Genomic DNA, 22,222 nt, shown 5'->3' with positions numbered 1-22,222 from the left:
TCTTCTCGACCGAGGCCGGCGAAAGACCGGACGTGACCCGGACAGACGAGAGCCGAGCCGACGAGGACGGCACCGTCACCGTGCCCGAGACTGTCCGCGAGTCGGCAGACGTGCGGCCGGGCGACACCGTCCGCTGGCGCGTCGGCGACGACGGCTCCGTGTCTGCCGAGATCGTCCGCGAGACGACTGGATCGTTCTCCGGACTGGAGACGCTGTCGACGGGCGGCGAGCCGTTCGACTCTGTCGAGGCTGTCGACGAACCCGAAGAAGAGTGACGCAGAAGGCGCTCGTCGACTCGAACGTGCTCGTCGGGAGTCGGGTCGAGGAGGATCAGCACTTCCCCGCTGGACGGGAGATCGTTCGAGCACTCGACACCGGCGAACTTCCCCGAGCGATCGTTGTCGCCCCCGTCCTGAAGGAGACGCTTGATTTTCTCCTCCGGAAATTCTCACAGGGCAGAGCGACGGAGACACTCGACGCACTCCAGCGTAGTCGAGGGTTCGAGATCGACTACCCCGCTCGGGAAGAGTTCGCTGACGCACGCCGTCTGTTTCGCCGGCACGCCGGACTGTCGTTGGCTGACGCGACGCTCGTCGCGTACGCTCGTCGAACTGGCAGAGAGTACCTGTACTCGTTTGACGACGACTTCGACGCTCCAGACGGGGTCAGCCGTCTGAACGCTCCGGTGAACCCATTCGGCCGTTAGTGCGCCACGAACTCTACGAGCACGCCCCCGGTCGAGCCAGGGTGGAGAAACGCCACTTCGTGGCCCCACGCGCCCGGTCGCGGCTCGTCGTCGACGGTGTCCAAGCCCATCCCCTCGGCCGTCGTCAGCGCGTCGGCGACGTCGTCGACCGCGAGCGCGACGTGGTGGAGTCCCGGCCCCTCGCGGTCGAGGAACCGCGCGACCGCACCATCGTCGCTCTTCGGTTCGAGCAGTTCGAGGTACGGACCGTCGCTCTCCTCGGCGTCCGTCGCTCCGTCGTCGGTCGGCTCGTCGCTCCCCCCGCCCACGTCCAAGAACACGACGTGCATCCCGTCGAACTGCTCTTCGTGTGCGATCTCCGTGTCGAACAGGTCCGCGAACAGTGCCGCGAGCTCGGCGGCGTCGTCCGTTGCGACGCCGACGTGATCGAGGTGCATCGAGCGACGGTTCGCGTTCGTGGGGCAAATAGCTCGTCGTGTCGAGAGCGGAACTGAACGGTCGGTGTGTCGTCCGGGCCACCGCGAGGCGCGCGCAGCGCCGGCCTCGTGCCGGCGCAAGCAACGGGCGGAGGTTCCGCTTGCAGTCGGGCGGCAGAGTCGTCCGACGACGCGAGCACGGCGAAGACTTCGGTCTCGCCGGCCGTGCGGGCGACTCACGGGTCGCCGGCACGACGCCGTAGCGACCGAACGGGGCGAGGAGCGCAGCGAGTGCGTGGGCCGTCAGACGGGGTGATCTCGACGACCCACGGCTCCTCGCACCGCCACAGTCCCGTAGTTCAACGATCCGTAGTGACGGATTCGACGAACGCCTCTGGTCGTTCGAGCGCGCGGAGCCGCCGGTCGTCGCCGAACGTCGAGACGACGACCGTCCGTGTGCCCGGGCGGATCGAGTCGACCACGCTCGACGCGACCGTGGCGTCTTCGATCGTCCTGCGCTTCAGTGCCCACTGTGACGCGTCGAGTAAGGTGTCGTACGCGACGATCCGGTCGCGGTACACCCGGTACTCCAGGTGGCCGACCTCCACGTCGGTCCGTACCGCTACGGCGACGGCCGTCACGACCACCGCCGCTCCGAGCGCCAGGAGTCCGGCCCCGAGACCGGCGAGCAGCCCGACACCGACGGCACCGATCGCGCCGAACAGGTACGGCGGGACGAGCAGATACAACGGCCCGAACCCGGCGGCGCGGGCGAGCAGACTCCGTCGGTCGGCTCGGAACGTCGCGGTCGGCGGACCGTCCGGCGTCTCGACCTCGGAGGAGTCGTCGTCCCACTCGGTCGGGTCGTCGCTCGTCTCCTCGTGGTCCCCGATCGACAGGTCGGCGACGAACTTGATCGACACGACGACGAGCAACACCGCCGACGGCGCGGAGGCGGCCGACAGGAGCCCGACGACGCCGACACCGACCACGAGCACGCCCACGGAGGACCGACCGAACAGTGCCGACCGCACCGACACGCTCGCGTACTGCTCGCTCCGGAGGTACTCCACGAGCCCGACCGCGTGCCCGAACACGACCCCGACGACCGCGAGCGACACGGGGCCGACCGGAACAGTCGTGTCGACGGTCGCCGCCGCCACCACACCGGCGCCGACGGGCCAGAAGATCAGGAGGACACTGGCCGCAGCGAACACCGCTCGGGCGTTCCGTGGGTAGATCGGCGGGAGTGGGCCGACGGAGACACCCCCGCGTTTGTCGTCCAACGCCTTCCCGGGCACTGCACCCGGGATGACCCCGTACTCCGGCTCCTGTCGTGCGAACGACGCCTGGAGGGCCCCGCGGAGTAACGCCACCCCGCCTTCGATCCAGTAGACGACGAGGAGGACGCCGGCGGGCCAGCCGAGCGCGGCGACACCGAAGAGAGGGACGGCGTTCGACAGTGTAGCGCGTACAGCTCGACCGCGGTCGATGGACCGTCTCACCGGTCTCTGTCCACAGACTGGTCTGAAGTCAGTTTGGATCGCTCGGTTCCCGGGACACACGACGACGAGGCTCGACAGGGGCGAACGACCGACCCCGACATCGCCGTCGGATCGGGTCACGGTCGAGTGGTCTCGGACTGGAATCGAGCCGTTCCGGCGCGGCCGTCGTCACCGCCCGGGCTGGTACTCTCCGAACTCGTCGCGGAACACGTTGCAGATCTCGCCCACCGTCGCGTACGCCTTCACGGCGTCGACGATGTACGGCATCACGTTGGCGTCGCCGGCGGCGGCGTCCCGCAGCGCCGCGAGTGCTTCGTCGGTCGCCTCCTGGTCGCGCGTCTCGCGCAACTCCTGCACGCGGTCGATCTGGTTCTGTTCTTCCTCCTCGCTCACCTCTTCTAGGTCCATCTCCGGCTCGTCGTCTTCGACCTCGAACTCGTTGACGCCGACGATGACCCGGTCGCCGCGTTCGATCTCCTCCTGCCGTTCGAACGCCACGTCTTGGATCTCGCGTTGGACGTACTGACTCTGGACGGCGTCCAGCATCCCCCCGCGCTCGTCGACGTCTTCGATCAGGTCGTGGGCCTCCTGTTCCACGTCGTCCGTGAGCGACTCCACGTAGTAACTGCCCGCCAACGGGTCGATGGTGTCTGCCGCACCGGACTCGTGGGCGAGGATCTGTTGGGTCCGCAGCGCGGTGCGGACGGACTCCTCGGTCGGCAGCGACAGCGCCTCGTCTTTCCCGTTGGTGTGGAGGCTCTGTGTACCGCCGAGCACGGCCGCCAGCGCCTGGTACCCCACCCGGACGACGTTGTTCTCGATCTGTTGAGCCGTCAGCGTCGACCCCGCGGTCTGGGTGTGGAACTTCAGCTGCTTGGACGCCGGGTCGTCCGGGTCGAACCGTTCTTCCATCAGCCGACCCCACAGCCGACGGGCCGCGCGGAACTTCGCCACCTCCTCGAAGATGTTGTTGTGGGCCGCGAAGAAGAAGGACAGTTGGGGCGCGAAGCTGTCGACGTCGAGCCCGGCGTCGACGGCCGCCTGGACGTACTCCAGCCCGTTGCCCAGCGTGAACGCGATCTCCTGGGCGGCGGTCGCGCCGGCCTCGCGGATGTGGTACCCGGAGATGGAGATGGTGTTGAAGTTGGGCGTCTCCTCGGCGCAGAACTCGAAGATGTCCGTGATGAGCCGCATCGACGGCTCCGGCGGGTAGATGTAGAGGTTGCGGGCGATGTACTCTTTCATGATGTCGTTTTGGATCGTCCCGCGGAGCTGCTCGCGGTCGACACCCTGACGGTCGCCGACGGCGACGTACATCGCCAGCAACACCGACGCAGGCGCGTTGATCGTCATCGAGGTGGACACCTCGTCCAACGGGATGTCGTCGAACACGCGCTCGAAGTCCGCCAGCGAGTCGATGGCGACGCCGGACTTCCCCACCTCCCCCTGCGCCATCGCGGCGTCGGAGTCGTACCCCATCTGTGTCGGCAGGTCGAACGCCATCGACAGCCCCGACGAGCCCTGGTCGATCAGGTACTGGAACCGCTCGTTCGTCTCCGCGGCCGTCCCCATCCCCGCGTACTGCCGCATCGTCCACAGCCGCCCGCGGTGCATCGTGGAGTACACTCCGCGCGTGTACGGCTCCTCGCCCGGGAACCCGACGTCCTCGTCGTACTCCAGGTCCGCCACGTCGTCGGGGGTGTACAGTCGCTTCACCTCCTGACCGCCGGTGTCCGTGGTGAACGTCTCCTCGCGTTCCCCGAATCGGTCGAGTGTGGGGCCGAGCGTCTCCGACTCCCACTCGGACTTCCCCTCGCGGATGGCCTCCAGGTCGTCCGGATCGTACATACTCCGACGGTGGTCCGCTCGGGTCTTGAGCGTGACGCGTCTCCGGTGGGTGGTGGTCGCCGACAGTGAGCCACGTCGACGCTCGTCCCGTGTCGCTGGCCCTCGGTACCGAGAGTGTTACCGTCGAGTGTACGTCACCACGTCGAACCCGTCGTACGGCTCCCGGTCCGTCTCTCGCCAGCGGTCCGGCTCCCACTCGAAGTAAGTGTCACCCTCGTAGCGGTCGTGGATCTCCGTCCGGAGGAGGGTGTCGGCGGCTGGCAGGAGCTGTCTGTAGACGGTCGCGCCGCCGGCGACGAAGATCCGGCCGTCGGCAGTCGGCGCGTCGTCGGCGACCCGCAGCGCCGTCGCCGGCGAATCGACGACCCGCACTTCCCCGGGTACGTCCGGGTCACCGCGCGACAACACGACGTTCGTCCGGTCCGGCAGGGGCCCGTCGACCTGTGCGGCGATGGAGTCGTACGTCCGTCGCCCGAGGATCACGGGGTTGCCGGTCGTCGTCCGCTCGAAGTGCGCCAGGTCCTCGGGGTAGTGCCACGGCATCTCCCCGTCCGCGCCGATCACGCCGTCCGGGTCCGCCGCGACGACGACGACCACCGTCGCGTCCGTCTCGACCGTCGTCGGGTCCGTGTCGTCTGCGGTGTCGGTGGGTTCGGTGTCCGTCATTCGTGGGTCACTCCGCGACGGCGAACTCGATCCCCGGGGCGGGGTCGTAGTCGGACAGCGTCACGTCGTCGGCGGTGAGTTCGTCCAAGGGCGCGTCCGCGACCTGGATCGTCGGACGGTCGCGTGGCTCGCGGCTCAACTGTCGGAGCAGCCCGGGGACGTGGTCGGCGCGCTCGTCGCCCTCGGGCTCCGGCGGGGCGGTCGTCTCCACCCAGTCGGCGACGGCCGTGTACTCGGACCGGTCGTCGACCGCGGCCAGTCGGGACTGGAGGTCCGGCAGCGCGTCGGCGTACCACGCCCCGCGTTCGCCCGTCCCGCAGTAGACGTGGGCGTCGACGACGGTGTGGGCGAACCGACCGGGCTCGAACCCCGTGCGCTGGGCGACGGCCGTCAGGAGGAGCGCGTAGGCGGCGACGTTGAACGGCACGCCGAGCGCCAGGTCGCCGGAGCGTTGGGTGAGCTGGAGGTTGAGGCGACCGCCCTGGACGCTGAACACGAACGTGTAGTGACACGGGGGGAGCCCGGAGACGGCGGCGTTGGCCGGGTGCCAGGCGTTCACCACGATCCGGCGCGACTCCGGGGACTCCCGCAGCGTGTCGAGGACGTACTGGAGTTGGTCGAACGTTCGGCGCGTCCCACCGTCGGCCGTCTCCTCGTCGGTCACCCAGCGGTGGCCGTCGTCGGGCCACGCCTCTCCCGGGAGCTGGTCGGTGTCGTCCGGAACCGGGTAGCGTCGCCAGAACCGACCGTAAGCGGTGTCGAGCCGTCCGTCCTCGTCGGCCCAGGCGTCCCAGATGCTCGTCTCCTCGCGCAGACTCCGGACGTGTTCTTCCCCCGAGATGTACCAGAGGAACTCGTGGATCAGGGAGTGCCACCGGAATCCCGAGAGATCCTTCGTCGTCAGGAGGGGGAAACCGTCCGCGAGGTCGACCTCGTACGTCTCGGAGAAGCCCGCAATCGTGTCCACGCCCGTCCGATTCGGCTCGTGACTGCCGCCGGCGAGGACACGTCCCACGGTGTCGAGATACTGTTGCACAGTCGACAGGCGGGCGGGGTGTAACTTGAATTGCGCGCCACGACGACGCCACCCTCTTGTCTGCCGGCGCGCAACGAACCGGCGTGGAGTCACTGGAGTCGGAGTTAGAACGGGCGCGCGAACTCGACACCGCGGCGTTGGCGGCGTCGATCCGGGAGATCGGCTTCGAGTGTACGCGCTGTGGCGCTTGCTGCAAGGCGGAGGCCGACGACCCCCACACCGCGACGGTGTTTCCGGACGAGGTGCGGGAGATCCAGGCCGCCGCTGCGGGGATGGATTCGCCGGACGGCACGGGCGACACGGACGGCACGGACGACGCGGGCAACACGGATGGCGCGAGCGACGCAGGCGACACGGGCGACGCAGACGACACCGCAGAGTCGTACGACTGGCGCGACGTGGCGCGGCCGATGCCGTACGGGATCAGCGAGGGAGAAGACGGGCCAAGCGGCGAGACGTTCGAGTGGGCGTTGGCGACGGACGACTGCGGGGACTGTACGTTCTACGAGGAGGCCGCCGACGGGACGGGAGCCTGTACTGTCCACGACGACCGGCCGCTCGTCTGTCAGACCTACCCGTTCAGCGTGGCGCTCGGCGGCACGAGCCAGCCGATGGGGGAAGCCGTCGACGAAGACGGGCTCGTCCGCGCTCACGAGTGTGAAGGACTCGGGCGCGACATCTCCGACTCCGAGGCGCGGGAGTTGGCCGAGGCGCTCAAGCGTCGGACCGTCCGGGAGATCGAGGAGGCCATCGCCGTCAGAGACGAGTACGAACCGACCGACGCCGACGGCGTGGTCGTCCACGACTCCGAGGGAGCGAAGCGGGCGGACGGGACGCCACTGAGCGAGTGAGTGAGCTCTCGTGCTCGCGGGTGGAGACCGGAAGTCGGTGCTCGCAGACGACGACGCTCCCGACGAACTCCACACGGCGACGCTCCCGACGACGTTCTCCCCGGGCGCACGCAGCGCAGTCGGCTGGGGAGGATTGTGGCTGCGGCGCCGGGTGAGAGCGAAGTGGACGCCGGAGTTTCGGGGCGTTGGTGTCCCCACGTCTGTGCGAGGAGACGACTGGTGGCGGAGATTTAACGACGTTCGTGATCCTGCGCCAGGCCGAGGAGACGACCGGGAGTAGGGCTCCCGGGCAGTCCACGACTCCACAGCAGACGGAGCGACACGCCAGACCAGAATCGAACCGAGTAACAACCTCGACCGCCAACGCCCACCGATGCAGTCGCCAGTCGCCGACCGTCGACCACAGTCGTTCGACAGGGTGCTCTCGTCGATGTGCACGGAGCCGCACCCGGCCGCCCGCGAGGCGGCAGAGCGGTTCCTCGCCACGAACCCGGGGGATCCGGCGACGTACGAGACGGTTGCCGAACTCGAACGCGAGGTGGTGGCGGACCTCGCCCGGCTGGCCGAGCACCCGGCCGTCGACGACGCCGAAGGCGCGCCTACCGAGAGGGTCACAGACGACACGGACACGGTCGAGAGTGCGTACGGCTACGTCACGAGCGGCGGGACGGAGGCGAACATCCAGGCGGTGCGGGCGGCCCGGGAGCAAACGGACGCGAACGACCCGAACGTGGTCGTGCCGGCGTCGGCACACTTCAGCTTCCAGAAGGCGGCAGCGGTGTTGGACGTGGAGCTCCGCGAGGTGCCGACCCATCCGGTCGACGGCAACCCGGAGCAGGCGGGGCGCGTCGACCTCGACGCGCTGACGGCGGCCGTCGACGAGGAGACGGCGGCGGTCGTCGCCGTCGCGGGGTCGACGGAGTACGGACGCGTCGACCCGGTACCGGCGGTCGCGGACGCCGCCCAGACCGTCGACGCCGCGGTCCACGTCGACGCCGCCTGGGGTGGGTTCGCGCTCCCGTTCACGGACCACGACTGGTCGTTCGCGGACGCGCCGGTGGACACGATCACGATCGACCCACACAAGCTGGGGCAGGCAGCCGTCCCCGCCGGCGGGCTGCTGGCACGCGAGCCGGCGACGCTGGACAGCCTGGCCGTCGACACACCGTACCTGGAGACACACGCCCAGGCGACGCTGACGGGGACGCGCTCCGGGGCGGGTGTGGCGTCGGCGCGGGCGGCGTTCGACGCGTTGTACCCGGACGGCTACCGGGCGGCACACGAGCGTGCGACGGAGTTGGCGGCGTGGCTCGACACGGAACTCCGGCAGCGGGGGTACGAGGTCCGCCCGCGAGATCTGCCGATCGTCGCGGTCGCGCTCCCGGAGTCGTTGCTCGCGGCGCTGCGGGAGGCGGGCTGGAAGCTGTCGCCGACCGCGGCCGGCGAGGCCAGAGTCGTCTGTATGCCACACGTCGATCGGTCGGCGTTGGAGGCGTTCCTGACGGATCTCGACCGGCTGCGGTAGCGTCACCCGGCCGCCGGCGCGAGCGGTCGTGTGACGACCCGAGCCAGAGTGTAACCGCGCTGACGACCCGAGCCAGAGTGTAACCGCGCTGACGACCCGAGCCAGAGTGTAACCGCGCTGACGACCCGAGCCAGAGTGCGCCCGTAGTGACAGTCGCCCGATGGTTTGCACTCGGAACCGCTGGAGTTTACTTCACGCAGCCTCCCCACACGACCGTGAGCGTCCCCCTCGCGGACAGTCTCTCGTTGCTGGTGTCGCCCGCGCTCGACGGGTCGACGCTGGCGGCGGAGACGGCCCTCGGCGTGAGCCTGACGGAGTTCGGCTGGCTGGAGCGACTCGTAGAGACGGCGACCGGTCCGGCCGGCCTGGCGATCGTGTTCGTCTACTCGTTCCTGATCGCGTTCGCGCTGCCGGGCGTGAGCGAGGTGGTGTTGTTCGCTCCGTTGGACCTGGGGCTCGGCAACTTCGGCCGACTCACCGTCATCGTCCTCGTCTCGGCGGTAGGGAAGGCCGCCGGCTCCGTGTTCGCGTTCCACATCGGTCAGGAGGTGAAGCAGGCCGGCCCGGTGATACGATTCCTGCGGAACTCTCGGTTCGACGTGGTCAGCTGGTCGGAGCGCCGCACTGTCGACATCGCACAGAAGTACGGCTACGCCGGGCTCGCGGCCGCGCTGTCGGTCCCTTTCTTCCCGGACACGCTGTCGATCTACGCGTTCGCAGTGTTGGAGGAAGACTACTGGAAGTTCGCGGCCGCGACGTTCGCCGGCAGCGTCGGCCGGCTGGTCGTCACGCTGTTGTTCTTCCAGGCTGGGAGCGCGACGCTCGGAGTGTGAAGTACCTCGGAGTCGAGCCCCGGGGCACTCGCCTCGTCTACCTGTAGACGCCACGCGCGTCGGCGGTACCGGCTCGGTTCACTCACCGTCGCCGGTGACTGCGTCGGTGGACTCACCGTCGTCGGTGACGGGGTCGTGGTGGGCGTAGTAACCGCCCGAACGGCGCTCGGTCGCCGTGACGGCGTACAGTTGGACGCGGCGCTCCTGGTTCGACACCACCTCGAAGTCGTAGTTGGTCGCCTCGTAGGTGTCCTCTTGGTCGGCGACTGCCTCGCGGTGGGCGGCCAGCCGGCGCTGGGCTCGCTCCTGGGACCACGACCGAACTGAGTCGACACGGTCGTCGAACTGCGCCGGGAGACCGGGGACGGACTCGACACCGACGGAGTCACGGGCGGCCGCCATCGCCGCGAACGTGGTCGTGCCGGTGCCCCAGAACGGGTCCAACACGGTGTCGCCGTAGACGGAGTACATCGAGATCAGTCGGTACGGCAGCTCCGTGGGAAACGCCGCCCGGCGGTCTCTCGGGGTGTCGTCGGCCGTGCCCTGGGAGTCACCGCTCAGGTCCCACAGGTCGGAGAACCACCGGTTGCGTTCCTCGTGGAAGTACGACGCCTCGTAGCGGCGGTCCGCGCGAGCCTCGAACGAGCGCCGAGAGCCGTTACGGAACACGAGGACGTGCTCGTGTTCTAGGGTGACGTAGGCGTTCGGCGGAAGCGTTCCCGAACCCATGAACTTCGTCGGCGCGTTCGTCGGCTTGCGCCACAACACGCCCGGGAGCTGGCGGAACCCCAGGTTCGTGAGCTGTTCGGTGATCCGAGCGTGGTTGGGGTACAGTCGGAACTCACCCGCGACCGTCCGGGTTGCGTCGCCGACGTTGACACAGACGACACCGCCGTCGACGACGACGCGAGCGAGTTCGGCCCACGCCTCGCGCAACACCGCGTGCATCCGGTCGAACGCCGTCTGGCCGTCGCCGTTCGACAGCGCCGCCGCTACGCCGTCGTCCATCGCCGCGAACTGGTCGTCCCACTGCTCGATCATCGGGTACGGCGGGGAGGTGACGACGAGCTCGACGCTGTCGTCCGGGAGGGGGAGCTGTCGAGCGTCGCCGAGGCACACCCGGTGGGCGGTCTCGCGGGACGCGGGGTCGGGTCCCATCGGACTAGGCGCTAGCCCCGGCAGGGATATATCCTCTGTTTCGGCCTAGAAATGATCTAGACGGCGCCAGGAATCTGCGAGACGACACTCTAGTCACTTCGAACGGGGCAGCGGCACGACGAGACAACGGCCAGGTCGACCGTGGCGACCACGGCGGCTCACGCCGTGTCCGTGAACGTCGCCACCGACTCCGGATCGACGAATTCGATCAGTCGGTCGGCCGTCACGGAGAACACGGCGTCGGGCGTGCCGGCGGCCGCCCACAGCGACCGGTCTCGGAGCCGCTCGTCCAGGTACACCGGGAGGTCGGTGTCGTGACAGAACGGCGGGACGCCGCCGATACTCCAGCCAGTCGTCGCCCGGACGACCTCGGGGTCCGCCGGGGTCACCCGCGTCGCGCCGAGGTGGTCGGCGAGCGCGTCCGTGTCGACCCGGTGGTCGCCCGCGGTCAGGACCACCACCACGTCTGGAGTGCCCGCCGGGGGTTCCCGTCCCTCCACTACGAACACGAGGCTCTTGACGATCTGTGCGACCTCGCAGCCGACCGCGTCGGCCGCGTCCGCCGCCGTCCGGGTTCCCGCCTGGAACTCCCGCACGTCGGGGTCGAAGTCGTACCGCTCGCGCGCCGCCGTCTGGAACTGGGCTGCCGTCTCGTGCACACTGTCGTGTGAGACCGAGTCGCAAAGAACTGTGCGGCCGTCGGCTCACAACACGGTCTTGCCGAACGCGCTCGCGGCCAACTCCGTCGCCAGCCCCGCAGTCTCGTTGGAGTCGTCCAGCGTTGGGTTCACCTCGACCAACTCCATCGACCGGAGCAGCTCGGTGTCGGCCAACAGCTCCATCGCCAGGTGGGCCTCGCGGTAGGTGACACCCCCGCGGACGGGGGTCCCGACCCCCGGCGCCTCGTTGGGGTCGAGCCAGTCCAAGTCGAGACTCGCGTGGACGCCGTCGACGCCGTGGCCGGCGATCTGGAGTGCGTCGTCCACGACCGCTCTGATCCCGCGTTCGTCCACGTCGGACATCGTGAACGCGGTCACGTCGGAGTCGGCGATCAGGTCGCGTTCGGCGTCGTCGACGGACCGCAGGCCGACGATCACGACGTTCTCCTCTCGGAGCTTGGGGGCGTTGGCCCACTCGACACCCTCGAACTCTCCGATCCCCAGCGTCGCCGCCAACGGCATCCCGTGGACGTTGCCGGAGGGTGAGGTGCTCGGAGTGTTGAAGTCCCCGTGGGCGTCGAACCAGACGGCGCCGATCTCCGCGTCCCGGGCGGCACCCCGCAGCGTGCCGATGGCGACGGAGTGGTCGCCGCCCAGCGTCAGCGGGGTCTGGTCCGCCTCCAGCGCCGCCGCCACCTCGTCGGCGAGCCCGTCGGCCACGTCTTCCGTCTCGCGGAGGAACTTCGCGCGTCCCTCACTCGGCTCCCGGTAGTCCGGGTCGCGCTCCTCCGCGCGCGGGACCGGGAGGTCGCCGGCGTCCTCCGTGTCGACGCCGGCCGCCTCCAGTTGGGCGGCGAGACCGGCGTACCGGATCGCCGACGGCCCCATGTCGACACCACGTCTGTCCTGGCCGTAGTCGCTCGGCGCACCGATGATGCGGGCGTCCATACCGAAAGGGGCCGACCCGAGGATTTCAATCCACCTGGTTCGGTGGCTCACTTGAAGTGGAGGCTCAACACGAGGACGAAGAACTCCGCGTACAGGATCGGAACCATAACGTTGTAGAAGGAGACGAACTGGCCGTAGTTGATGTTGCCCTCCTGGCGTTGGAACTGGAGCCAGAACACGAGCGGTGCGACGACGAGCGCGGCACCGAACTGGAGCAGTCCGACGGCGTCACCCAACTCGACTGTGCCCCGATTGATCGCCGACAACACGAGCACGTTGAACAGAAGATTCCCTTCGAGCAGGGTCAAGACGATGCTCGATCCGACCGCGTACCACGAAAACAGGTGGAGGACTGTGAACCCCGACAGGATGACGACCACCGCCGACAGCGTCACCGGCCCCAGCGGCGGGAACCACCGGACGGCTGCGTACCCCAGCGCCCCGTACACGACGGACATGGCGAGACAGTAGTAGAGGTTCGTCGCGTGGAGTCCCAGCAGCGCGAACAGCTCGGCAAGTGGCCCCGGGAGCGCATCAGGGTTCTGCTGGACCGGGTCGAGTTCCCACGGGAACCGCGCTTCCCCCTGGGCGTCGCCGTGGAACTCGTCGAGCCGTCGCTGGGGACTGTCCGACGACAGCGTCGGTAGCCACGAGAGCCAGACGCGGTCGAGACTCCGTGGGTCGGTCCGCTCGAACCACCCGAACACACCCTCCAACAGCCGGACCTGTTTCTGGAAGTACGTCTGTGCGGCGTGAACTGTGTGTGACGCCTGGACGAGAAACAGGCCGAAACCGAGATACGCTGCGATAACTACGTCCATGTTCGGCGTTGTCTCCACTGAAACAGTTCGGGTACCGATACAAAAATCGCTAGCTCTGCCCGTCGTGTACGACGACGCTGTCGCTTGCCGTGAGCGTGCCAGACGGAGGCGAACTGGGGATATCGCAGCCAGACGCCTCCCACTACGTTGATACAGCCGCACCGCTTAGTGCGGTCAGTGACAGAGTCCACGACGAGAGCGTCCGCAGACCAGAGCGACACGGAGCCTGTCGTCGCCTTGGACGACGTGGTGAAGACGTACGAACTCGGCGGGACGGTGACGGCGCTGGATCACGTCTCACTCGCGTTTCCGGACGGCTCGTACACGGCGGTGATGGGGCCCAGCGGCTCCGGGAAGAGCACGCTGCTCAACCTGATCGGCGGGCTCGACACGCCGGACGCGGGTGACGTCCGAGTCGGCGGCCGGAACCTGGGGGCGGCCACCGAGCAGGAACGGGCGGGCGTCCGCGGGACGGAGATCGGGTTCGTGTTCCAGACGTTCAACCTGATGCCGCGGCTGACGGCCGTCGAGAACGTCGCCTTGCCGCTCGTGTTCGACGGCTGGGACCGCGAGGAACGGCTGACGCGTGCCCGAGAGGTGTTGGACCAGGTCGGGCTGTCCGACCGGTACGACCACGAGCCGGCCCAGCTGAGCGGCGGCCAGCGCCAACGGGTCGCCATCGCCCGGGCGCTCGCGCCGGACCCGTCGATCCTCCTCGCGGACGAGCCGACCGGCAACGTCGACACGGAGACCGGCGCCGGGATCATGCGGCTGCTGGCGGAGATCAACGACCGCGGCAACTCCATCCTGCTCGTGAGCCACTCGCGCCGGATCGCCGAACACGCCGAACAGATCGTCCACCTCCGCGACGGCGAGATCGAGGAACTCGAACGACTCGAAGCGACCGAAGTGACGGGAGGAGCCGAGGAGGCCGACGCCACCGGAGGCGACGCCTGATGGACCCCAGAGAGACGCTCCGAATCGCCGGCCGGTCGATCCGAGCGCACCGACTCCGGTCGACACTGACGGTGATCGGCATCGTCATCGGGATCGCCTCCGTCGTCGTGTTCGCCAGCTTCGGCGCGAGCGTCGAGGCGTCCGTCGTCGGTCAGATCGGGGGGACGAACGCCAACAACGTCTACCTCCTGCCGGCGGAGACGGACGACGAGGGGCCCCCTGGCGGCGCCGGATTCGCACAGCCCGTGTTCACCGAGCGCGACGTGCGGGAACTGTCCGAACTGGAGGGCGTCCGGACGGTGATCCCCCGCGGGATCGTCCAGGTATCGTCGGTCGAACACGACGGGCGAACGGTCGCCCAGCGCCAGGTGACGGCGACGACGCCCAACACCTTCCGGGCTGAGTCGGTCGTCGCCGGGCGTGGGTTCCAACGGGGGGCTGCGGAAGTGGTGTTGAACGAACGGGCGGCCGCGTCGTTCCCGGGCAACCTCACCGTCGGCGACGAGGTGACGGTCCGATTCACCTCCGGCGAGCCGGCGAACCTCACCGTCGTCGGGATCGTCTCCGGCACCCGCGGCGGCTTCCTCACCTCCTTCGGGAGCGCACAGTCCCGGTACTACGTCCCGACGGAGCCGTACTACCGGACGACGACGGAGAGCCCGACGCTGGGCGTCGACCAGAGGGCCTACCCGCAGGTGACGGTCGTGACGGAGCCGGCGGCGGCGACGACGGCCCGCGACCGGGTGGCCGCGTACGTCCCGACCTCCGACGCCGTCCGGCTGCTGCCGACCGGGTTCGAGGTGTCGGTCCAGACCAGCGGGGACGTGATCGAGGAGATCCAAGACGTGATCGACCGGATCACCCGGTTCGTCACCGGGATCGCCGTGATCGCGCTCGTCGTCGGCGCCATCGGGATCGCCAACATCACGCTCGTGTCCGTCACGGAACGCACCAAAGAGATCGGTATCATGAAAGCCGTCGGGGCGACCAACCGCGACACGATGCAGTTGTTCCTGACGGAGGCAGTGTTACTGGGTGGCCTGGGCGCCGCCGTCGGCGTCCCACTGGGGCTGCTCGTGGGGTTCGGCGCCGCCGAGTACGCCGACGTGGCGTTCACGCTGCCGTGGAACTGGATCGGCTTCTCCGTGGTGATGGGAGTGACGACCGGCGTCGTCGCCGGACTGTACCCCGCCTGGCGCGCCTCGAAGGTGGACCCCATCGAGGCACTGCGCTACGAGTAATCGACTGCGGCGGCGACACGCCCCGTCTGTCTGTCCGTCTACCGCACCACGTCGACGCCCCCCGTTCGTCTACCACTCCACGTCGACGCGCTCGTCGGTCTCGGCGGCCTCGTACACCGCCTCGATGGTCGCCACGTCGACGAGCCCGTGCTCGCCCGTCGGCTCCGGGTCGCCGTCGTCTAGGAGGTGGTGGGCGACGTACGCGAACTCCTCGCGCATCTGGTCGACCGGATCGTACGTCACCTCGTGGTGTTCCCCGTCGCGGACGAGGCTGAGCCGCTGAGTCTCGTTGTCGAAGAAGCCGGGGGCCAGCCGGACGGAGCCGCGGGTGCCGACGATCTCCAACCCGGCGGTGAAGGCGGCGTTCTGTGAGGCCGCACAGTGGGCGACCGTCCCGTCGTCGAACGTCACCTCGAAGGTCGCGTGCTCGTCCGGCACGTCGTCGAACCGCTCCGTCTCGCTCGTCGCGGTCGCACGGACAGACACCGGCTCCGCGTCCAACAGGAACCGTGTCGTGTTGAGTGGGTAGATCCCCAGGTCCGTCACGGACGCGCCGTCACCGGCCAGTTCCGGGTCGAGTCGCCAGTTCCCCTCCGGGAACAGGTCGCCGATCCGTTGTGACATGTGGCCCTGGACGTGGACGGGTTCGCCGAGGAACCCGTCGGCGATCGCGTCTCGAACGGTTCGGACGGCCGGGTCCGTCTGCATCCGGTAGCCGACGAGCAACGGGACGCCCGCCGTCTCGCAGGCGTCCACCATCGCGGCCGCCCGTTCCGTCGTCGCCTCCATCGGCTTCTCACACAGGACCGCCTTCCCGTGGTCGGCGGCCGCCTCGGCGTGCTCCAAGTGGGTCGCGTTCGGCGTGCAGACGTACACCGCGTCGTAGTGGTCGGTCGCCTCGCCCGCCTGGAACGCCTCGTAGGAGACCGCCGCCTCGATGGCCGGCCACTCCTCGCGGGCGGTCGCCAGCTTCTCCGGCGTCCCACTGACGGCCACCGTCACCGTCACTGCGTCCAACTCCGACAGCACCGGTTGGACGTACTCCTGGGTCCACCACCCCAGTCCGACGAGCGCGAATCGCAGTGTCCCGTCGTGACTGTCGTCCCAGTCTCGCCGCGAGAGCCCCGCCGTCACCTGTGTCAGATCGTACTCACTCACGAGTGAACAGTGTCGGTGGGGGAACTTGAAACGTCAACTATCCACGCCAAAGGGGTCGGCTCTCGCCTCGTCCGGCTGTGAGCCACCGGCGACCGGACACCGGGCGGTCGCGTCACACTTGTACCCCCGCCGTCTCCAGAGAGACGTGCGAACACTCGCCTTCGACGGCCGGACCGGCGCCGCCGGCGACGTGATCCTGGGCACACTCGTCGCCGCCGGCGCGGATCCGGCCGTGCTCGCTCCCGTCACCGAGGCACTGCCCGTCGAGTACGCCTTCGAGTCCGTCGAAGAACGCGGCGTCGCCGCGACGCGCGCCCGGGTGGTGTCGACGCGGGACGAGAGGAGCGACGGACCGGGTCACGACGACACCCACGACGGTGACCACGACGATCACGCGCACACCCACGACCACGGCGACGACGGCCACGTCGACGCGGAAGGTGCCGGCCCGGAACGGACGTACGACGACGTGTTAGACGTGCTCGCCGGGATGACGCTCCCGGAGCGGGCGCGAGCAGACGCGGAGCGGGCCTTCCGGCTGTTGGGCGAGGCAGAGGCGGCCGTCCACGGCACGGATCTGGGGGAGACGACGTTCCACGAGGTGGGGACGGACGACGCGATCGCGGACGTGGTCGGCGCGTGTCTCCTGTTGGCAGACCTGGCGCCCGACCGGGTCGTGACGACACCCGTCGCGGCCGGCGGCGGGGAGGCGACGTTCAGCCACGGCACCTACCCGGTGCCGACCCCGGCGGTGACGGAGATCGCCGCCGTTGCCGACTGGCGGCTGGAGGGTGGACCGGTCGCGCGGGAGCTGTTGACGCCGACCGGCGCCGCGATTCTCGCTGCCGTCGCGGACGGCGTCGACACACTCCCGTCGATGGCCGTCGACACGAGCGGCTACGGCGCCGGCGCGTACGACCTGGACGAGCGACCGAACGTTCTGCGGGCGACGGTCGGCGAGACGACGGCCGACGACGGCGAGGCGGCCAGCGGTCACGAACACGACCACGACGACGGCCGTGGACACGACCACGACGACGACCGTAGACACGACCACGACGACGGTCACTCGCACGGCCTCCACTACGACGATGTGGCCGTCTTGGAGACGAACCTGGACGACGCCACCCCGGAGGTGTTGGGTAGCCTCCAGGAGACGCTGCCGGCCGCCGGGGCGTACGACGTGACGGTGGTGCCGACGGCCGCCAAGAAGTCCCGCCCCGGCCACCTCGTGAAGGTGTTGTGTGACCCGGACGACGCCGGCCGGCTCGCCGAACTGCTCGCGCACGAGACCGGCACGCTCGGCGTCCGACAGGCCGGCGCGACCCACCGCTGGATCGCCGACCGCCGGTTCGAGGAGGCGACGCTGTCCGTCGACGGCGAGGAACACACCGTCGCGGTGAAGGTGGCGACGACCGGGGACGGAGTGCCGTACGACGAGAGCGCGGAGTACGACGAGGCGCTCGCGGTCGCGGACGCGACCGGGCTCCCGGTGCGGGAGGTGTGTCGCCGGGCAGAGACTGCCGTTCGCAGCCGGCGAGACACACCCGAAGAGTGAGAGAGACGGCAGGAGACGGACCACCGTGTTCGACACGGCCCCCGGCCCCGGCTTCCTCGAAGTGTTGGCGGCGGTGTTGCTCGGTGTCGTGGTTGCGAGCGTCGGCCACCGGGCGTTCGGTCTCGACCTGTTCTTCACCGCGGCGGCTGCCGTCGTCGTCGCCTTCGTCGCGGACGGCTACCGACGGGCCACGTGATCGCCGGCGCTTCGAACGGTTGACGGGCGCTCGGCTCTACCCCTCGGTGTGACACCGATGGAGATCGTCTCGCCGGCGGTCCGGTTCCCGTTGGGGCTGGCCGCCGCCGTCCTCGCCACGCTCGTGATGGATCGCGTGATGGCCAGACTGCCAGAGGGTGAGACCCCGCCGACGGTCGCGGCCGGGGTGTTGACCCGGAGCCACCCGGACCGGGCGCCGGCGCGGCTGGCGTCCGTCGTCCACTACCTCGCCGGGCTGCTCACCGGCCCCCTGTTCGTCTACACGCTGTACGTCGCCGAGTCCGTGCTCGACGGCGTGGCCGCGACCGCGGCCGCGGGGGCCGTCCTGTTCGTCGTGATGGTCGCCTTCTTCGTGGTCGTCGTGTTACCCCGCCCCGACGGGCTGAGTCCGGACCGACGCAGCCGGGTCGGCCGCGACTGGGCCGTCTCCGCGGCCGTCTACGTCGCCGTCTTGGTCCCGGTCGTCGCCGTCGGCTCCGGACTGGTCTGAGGACCGCAACACACGACACCCCGGCGGCCCGATACGACGGTATGGAGACTGACACGGGTACGAACGCAGACGGCGATATCGAGACGGAAGGCTACCTCGCGCCGGCGACCGTCGCCGCGGCCCGCGAACGCTACGCCGAGGCCGTGCCGACGGCGAAGACCGCGACCCGCGAGGCGACCAAGGCGATGTCGTTCGACCGCGAGGAGTACGAGCGCCGCGTGACGAGTGACGTGGTCGGCACGGTCAGAGACGCCGTCTTCGCCTCGTCGCTGCGGGTGCAGGTCGCCGACCGGGAGACGTTCGAGGCGTGGGCCGACGACGACGGCCGCGAGACCGTCCTCGTCGGGCACGACGACGCCCCGCGGGTCGTCTGGCACGCCCCGGGGTTCGCCGACAGTGTCGTCGCGGCGACGTTCGCCGACGAACGGGAGGCCGCCGTCGGCACCCTCCGGCGACAGGCGTTCGGACGGCTCTACCGGGGGGTCGTCGACGAGGATGACGGAGCAGACGACGGCGTGGAGACGGGCGACGTCGGCGACGCGGCGGACGGCGACGGCAACGAGGTGGACCCAGACGACGGCGGGGCCGGCGACGGGTCGTAATCGGTTAACCGTCGCCGCTCGAACGGCGACCGTGCGACCGATCACGCGGAAGTTCGCCTACGGCCTCCTCGCGCTCGTGGTCGTGTTGTTGGCGCTGGGCGCTCTCCCGTCGCTGTTGGGCAGCGGCGACCCGTACCACCTGACCGCCGAGCCGACGGCGGCAGAGGGACCGGCGTACAATCTCACTGCCGAGGGGACGGACGATCTCACGCGCAGACGGTTCCAGTTCTTCTTCTCGGCCGTCGACGCTCCGGACGGCCGCTCGAAGCCGTACCGCGAGGGATCGATCGGGATCAAGGAGTCGTTCACCCACTCCCCGTTCGACGAGATGGAGTCGTTCCGGTCGTTCGCCCCGCAGAACGCCACCGTCGACGACAGCGTGTTCGTGGAGTTCGACGGCCAGCGGTACCGAGTGCAGGTGGTGCAGGCGGGCGAGGGCGACTAGAGCGTCTCGACCGCGCGTCTCAGTCGTCCTCGTCGTCCGTGCTCGACAGACGAACAGCTTCTGGTAGTTCTCCCACCGGTGCGCGTGGCTCGACGCCGGCGACGGGGAGGGTATGTAGACGCTCGTTGGTGTTCGACTACATCTCATTTTTAAATGCTGTTCTTGTTCAAAAGACATATCTGTGTTCTCTCTATCGGGCCAATAGTGACTGAGAAACTGTACAAAAACATCCCCTTCGTGAGGTTCTTCCTCGGGAGAGTCGCAACGAACCTCGGAGACAGTCTCTATCTCATCGGAGCACTGTGGTTGGTCCACGATCTCACCGGTTCGACGTTGTTCACCGGTGTCGCCGGGTTCCTGATGCGCGGCCCACAGATGATCGAATTTCTCGTCGGCCCGCTCGTCGACCGGTGGAACCGACGGCGGACGCTGGTCCTCACACAGGTGATACAGGGCGTGTTCGTCCTGACGATCCCGGTCGCTAGCTTCCTCGACAGGCTCAGTGTCTGGGTTCTCCTGGCCGTGATCCCGACACTGGCGACCGTCTCGCGGTTCCAGTACCCCGCACAGAGCGCTCTGCTCCCACAGATCGTCTCGGACGAGCAGCTCGTCCGAGCAAACTCACTGTTCAAACTCGCGGGGCGGTCCGCCGACATCGCGTTCAACGCCGCGTCGGGGTTCCTCATCGTCGCAATCGGAACGACTGCACTGTTCGTGTTCGACGCCATCACGTTCGCCTTTGCGACCCTGATGTTCCTCGGCCTGAAACTCCCGCACGCGGATGGAGAGACGGACGACGGCGAGGACAGTGATCCGGAGCCGGGCGACATCACCGACGAGTACCTGTCGGACCTGAAGGGTGGCGTGAGCTACCTCCGTGGCTCTCTGTTCGTCCCAATCGGCATCGGTGGGATGGTCGCCAACTTCGGGGCGGGTGTCGTCACTGCGATCTTCCCAGCGTTCGCAGACACAATCGGTGGGGCAGGGATGTACGGGATCCTCATGGCGTCGCTCGTCGCCGGAAACCTAGGCGGCTCCGCCGGCTCGTGGCTCGTCGAAGACGTGCCGTACGGGCTGTTCGCCGTCTTCGGGTACGGGCTGGCCGCCGTCGGAGTACTTGTGGCAGTCGTGTTCAAGGGGCCAATCGTCACCCCTCTCGCGCTCGCCGTCGCGTTCCTCCCCATCGGCGCGTTCAACGTACTCCTCGGGTCGCTCCTCCAGTCGGCGGTCGAACAGGAGTACCTCGGCCGTGTCAGTTCGGCGTTCTCCAGTCTCACGATGGTCACGCTGCCAGTCGGGAGTCTGATTGGAGGGATCGTCGGCGACGTGTTCAGTCCCGGCGCGGGACTGTACCTGTTAGCGGCCACCACCATGGTGCTCGCGGTGTACTTCGCGGCCAACGGCCGAATCAGAACACTTCCCCGCGTCGCGGATCTCGACCACGACAACATCGGCCTCGGGACCGCGACAGAGTCGGCCGACTGAACCGAAAGCCCGACGCCCCGTCCCGACCTACCGACGGAGCGTGACAGACGACACCGACGACCCGGCGACGACACCCGCGTTCGACGACGGCCGGCGACACGACCCCCGAGGGGAGCCGCACCCGGACTGGCCCGTGATCGAGAGTGAGACGGAGTACGAGACGGGCTGGGTCCAGGCGGGCTACGACCTCGTCGAGCAGCCGGACGGGACGCGCAAGCGCTACTACTGGGCGGAGCTGGCGACGGCGGTCGTCGTCCTGGCGCGGACGGACGACCAACTGTTGTTCGTGGAGCAGTACCGTCCGACGATCCGGTCGACACAGACGGAACTGCCGGCGGGAATCGTCGAAGCCGGCGAGTCGTTCACCGCCGCGGCCGAACGAGAACTGCGCGAGGAGACCGGCTTCGCCGCCGACGGCCTCTCGCTGCTCCAGGCGGTCGACTGCACGACCGGACTGCTCCGACACAAGCGGGGGTTCGTGTTCGCGGAGGGGCTGGAGCCGGTCGGCCAGGAACTCGACGACAACGAGTTCCTGACGCCGCGGAGCGTCCCCGTGTCGGAGGCGGTCGCGGTGGCCCGCGAGCAGCCGGCGAACGACGCCACCGTCGAAGGGGTGTTGCTCGCGGCCGACGAGGGACTGTTGTGACTCCGAGAGTGGAGGACGGTGACGGCACCGCCTCCTCGTGACGACGGGCTCTTGTCGGGGGCGTCCCAGCAACCGGTATGGACGGCGAAATCGAGCCGAGCGAGCTGGCCGAGTGTCTCGACGACGGCGACGACACCGATCGCCGGATCGTCGACATCAGGAACCCGCGGTCGTTCCGGCGTGGACACATCCCCGGCGCAGAGAACGTCCCGTTGGAGGCGCTGCCGGATCGCGTCGCCGACCTCGCGGGCGCCGACCACGTCGTCACGGTGTGTCCACACGGGAAGGCGAGCGTCCGGGCCGCACGACTGATCGGCTCGTTCGAGGGGTCGGCCGACGCGACCGTCGAGAGCCTCGCGGGCGGGCTGGAGGCCTGGGACGGCCCGCTGGCCGAGGCCGACACGGCCGCCTCGCCCGACGGCACCGAGGACGCTCCGTTCTAGCCGACGCTA

General features: G+C 69.0%; 25 protein-coding genes. 15 read left to right on the top strand and 10 right to left on the bottom strand.

Going from position 1 to position 22,222, the window contains the following annotated elements; all coding sequences use genetic code 11:
• Nucleotides 1-32: 32 nt before the first annotated feature.
• Complete coding sequence (locus RYH79_RS03650; protein WP_370896339.1) at nucleotides 33-275, top strand: AbrB/MazE/SpoVT family DNA-binding domain-containing protein; 243 nt, start codon at nucleotides 33-35, stop codon at nucleotides 273-275.
• Nucleotides 272-706: a type II toxin-antitoxin system VapC family toxin gene (locus RYH79_RS03645; protein ID WP_370896337.1), complete on the top strand. Its 435-nt coding sequence runs from the start codon at nucleotides 272-274 to the stop codon at nucleotides 704-706. The genes RYH79_RS03650 and RYH79_RS03645 overlap by 4 nt, the downstream gene beginning before the upstream one ends.
• Here RYH79_RS03645 and mce read toward each other — a convergent pair.
• The 5 genes from mce to thyA all read right to left on the bottom strand — a co-directional run bounded on the left by mce (nucleotide 703) and on the right by thyA (nucleotide 6,177).
• Entirely contained in the window at nucleotides 703-1,143 is a 441-nt protein-coding gene (gene mce, locus RYH79_RS03640) for a methylmalonyl-CoA epimerase (RefSeq protein WP_370896335.1), read from the bottom strand. The two genes, RYH79_RS03645 and mce, sit on opposite strands and share 4 nt — an antisense overlap.
• Nucleotides 1,144-1,481: 338 nt before the next feature.
• Complete coding sequence (locus tag RYH79_RS03635) at nucleotides 1,482-2,627, bottom strand: DUF6498-containing protein (protein WP_370896333.1); 1,146 nt, start codon at nucleotides 2,625-2,627, stop codon at nucleotides 1,482-1,484.
• A gap of 168 nt (nucleotides 2,628-2,795) precedes the next feature.
• Nucleotides 2,796-4,475, bottom strand: a complete 1,680-nt coding sequence (locus tag RYH79_RS03630; RefSeq protein ID WP_370896331.1) for an acyl-CoA mutase large subunit family protein — start codon at nucleotides 4,473-4,475, stop codon at nucleotides 2,796-2,798.
• A gap of 117 nt (nucleotides 4,476-4,592) precedes the next feature.
• Entirely contained in the window at nucleotides 4,593-5,141 is a 549-nt protein-coding gene (locus RYH79_RS03625; RefSeq protein WP_370896329.1) for a dihydrofolate reductase, read from the bottom strand.
• Between the two features lie 7 nt (nucleotides 5,142-5,148).
• On the bottom strand, nucleotides 5,149-6,177 hold the full coding sequence (gene thyA / locus RYH79_RS03620; protein WP_370896327.1) for a thymidylate synthase: 1,029 nt from the start codon (nucleotides 6,175-6,177) through the stop codon (nucleotides 5,149-5,151).
• Nucleotides 6,178-6,260: 83 nt separating this feature from the next.
• On the opposite strand from thyA, the gene RYH79_RS03615 reads away from it, so the two are divergent.
• The 3 genes from RYH79_RS03615 (at nucleotide 6,261) to RYH79_RS03605 (ending at nucleotide 9,386) form a co-directional block, all read left to right on the top strand.
• On the top strand, nucleotides 6,261-7,028 hold the full coding sequence (locus RYH79_RS03615; RefSeq protein ID WP_370896325.1) for a YkgJ family cysteine cluster protein: 768 nt from the start codon (nucleotides 6,261-6,263) through the stop codon (nucleotides 7,026-7,028).
• 373 nt (nucleotides 7,029-7,401) lie between these two features.
• Nucleotides 7,402-8,553, top strand: coding sequence for a tyrosine decarboxylase MfnA (gene mfnA, locus RYH79_RS03610; protein WP_370896323.1), 1,152 nt, complete (start codon nucleotides 7,402-7,404; stop codon nucleotides 8,551-8,553).
• Between the two features lie 215 nt (nucleotides 8,554-8,768).
• The gene (locus RYH79_RS03605) at nucleotides 8,769-9,386 is read left to right on the top strand and encodes a YqaA family protein (protein ID WP_370896321.1); all 618 of its coding nucleotides are present in this window, start codon (nucleotides 8,769-8,771) and stop codon (nucleotides 9,384-9,386) included.
• 78 nt (nucleotides 9,387-9,464) lie between these two features.
• Here the strand turns inward: RYH79_RS03605 and RYH79_RS03600 are convergent, their stop codons facing one another.
• The 4 genes from RYH79_RS03600 to RYH79_RS03585 all read right to left on the bottom strand — a co-directional run bounded on the left by RYH79_RS03600 (nucleotide 9,465) and on the right by RYH79_RS03585 (nucleotide 12,990).
• Nucleotides 9,465-10,544: a DNA-methyltransferase gene (locus RYH79_RS03600; protein ID WP_370896319.1), complete on the bottom strand. Its 1,080-nt coding sequence runs from the start codon at nucleotides 10,542-10,544 to the stop codon at nucleotides 9,465-9,467.
• Nucleotides 10,545-10,702: 158 nt separating this feature from the next.
• Entirely contained in the window at nucleotides 10,703-11,203 is a 501-nt protein-coding gene (locus RYH79_RS03595) for a YbaK/EbsC family protein (protein WP_370896317.1), read from the bottom strand.
• A gap of 45 nt (nucleotides 11,204-11,248) precedes the next feature.
• Entirely contained in the window at nucleotides 11,249-12,151 is a 903-nt protein-coding gene (gene rocF / locus RYH79_RS03590) for an arginase (RefSeq protein WP_370896315.1), read from the bottom strand.
• 47 nt (nucleotides 12,152-12,198) lie between these two features.
• Nucleotides 12,199-12,990, bottom strand: a complete 792-nt coding sequence (locus RYH79_RS03585; RefSeq protein WP_370896313.1) for a hypothetical protein — start codon at nucleotides 12,988-12,990, stop codon at nucleotides 12,199-12,201.
• Nucleotides 12,991-13,149: 159 nt separating this feature from the next.
• On the opposite strand from RYH79_RS03585, the gene RYH79_RS03580 reads away from it, so the two are divergent.
• Nucleotides 13,150-13,929, top strand: coding sequence for an ABC transporter ATP-binding protein (locus tag RYH79_RS03580; RefSeq protein ID WP_370896311.1), 780 nt, complete (start codon nucleotides 13,150-13,152; stop codon nucleotides 13,927-13,929).
• Nucleotides 13,929-15,170, top strand: a complete 1,242-nt coding sequence (locus tag RYH79_RS03575; RefSeq protein WP_370896309.1) for an ABC transporter permease — start codon at nucleotides 13,929-13,931, stop codon at nucleotides 15,168-15,170. The genes RYH79_RS03580 and RYH79_RS03575 overlap by 1 nt, the downstream gene beginning before the upstream one ends.
• A gap of 69 nt (nucleotides 15,171-15,239) precedes the next feature.
• On the opposite strand, the gene gfo6 is transcribed toward RYH79_RS03575, so the two are convergent.
• The gene (gfo6, locus tag RYH79_RS03570) at nucleotides 15,240-16,328 is read right to left on the bottom strand and encodes a D-xylose 1-dehydrogenase Gfo6 (protein WP_370896307.1); all 1,089 of its coding nucleotides are present in this window, start codon (nucleotides 16,326-16,328) and stop codon (nucleotides 15,240-15,242) included.
• A gap of 145 nt (nucleotides 16,329-16,473) precedes the next feature.
• Here gfo6 and larC point away from each other — a divergent pair, with 145 nt between their 5' ends.
• From larC to RYH79_RS03530, 8 genes are all read left to right on the top strand, one after another.
• Complete coding sequence (gene larC / locus RYH79_RS03565) at nucleotides 16,474-17,886, top strand: nickel pincer cofactor biosynthesis protein LarC (RefSeq protein ID WP_370896305.1); 1,413 nt, start codon at nucleotides 16,474-16,476, stop codon at nucleotides 17,884-17,886.
• Between the two features lie 25 nt (nucleotides 17,887-17,911).
• Nucleotides 17,912-18,082, top strand: a complete 171-nt coding sequence (locus tag RYH79_RS03560; protein ID WP_370896302.1) for a hypothetical protein — start codon at nucleotides 17,912-17,914, stop codon at nucleotides 18,080-18,082.
• Between the two features lie 57 nt (nucleotides 18,083-18,139).
• Entirely contained in the window at nucleotides 18,140-18,592 is a 453-nt protein-coding gene (locus RYH79_RS03555) for a hypothetical protein (protein ID WP_370900754.1), read from the top strand.
• Between the two features lie 41 nt (nucleotides 18,593-18,633).
• Entirely contained in the window at nucleotides 18,634-19,194 is a 561-nt protein-coding gene (locus tag RYH79_RS03550) for a DUF5809 family protein (protein ID WP_370896300.1), read from the top strand.
• Between the two features lie 31 nt (nucleotides 19,195-19,225).
• On the top strand, nucleotides 19,226-19,639 hold the full coding sequence (locus RYH79_RS03545; RefSeq protein ID WP_370896298.1) for a hypothetical protein: 414 nt from the start codon (nucleotides 19,226-19,228) through the stop codon (nucleotides 19,637-19,639).
• Nucleotides 19,640-19,843: 204 nt separating this feature from the next.
• On the top strand, nucleotides 19,844-21,124 hold the full coding sequence (locus RYH79_RS03540) for an MFS transporter (protein ID WP_370896295.1): 1,281 nt from the start codon (nucleotides 19,844-19,846) through the stop codon (nucleotides 21,122-21,124).
• A gap of 40 nt (nucleotides 21,125-21,164) precedes the next feature.
• Nucleotides 21,165-21,770 carry an NUDIX hydrolase gene (locus tag RYH79_RS03535; protein ID WP_370896293.1) on the top strand — a complete coding sequence of 202 codons (606 nt, stop codon included), beginning with the start codon at nucleotides 21,165-21,167 and terminating at the stop codon, nucleotides 21,768-21,770.
• A gap of 77 nt (nucleotides 21,771-21,847) precedes the next feature.
• The gene (locus RYH79_RS03530) at nucleotides 21,848-22,213 is read left to right on the top strand and encodes a rhodanese-like domain-containing protein (protein ID WP_370896291.1); all 366 of its coding nucleotides are present in this window, start codon (nucleotides 21,848-21,850) and stop codon (nucleotides 22,211-22,213) included.
• Nucleotides 22,214-22,222 lie beyond the last annotated feature (9 nt).

The organism is Halobaculum sp. MBLA0143 (assembly GCF_041361465.1).
GTDB lineage: Archaea > Halobacteriota > Halobacteria > Halobacteriales > Haloferacaceae > JAHENP01.
Note: the sequence above shows the minus strand (reverse complement) of the source record. Positions and strands in the feature narration are given on the sequence as shown.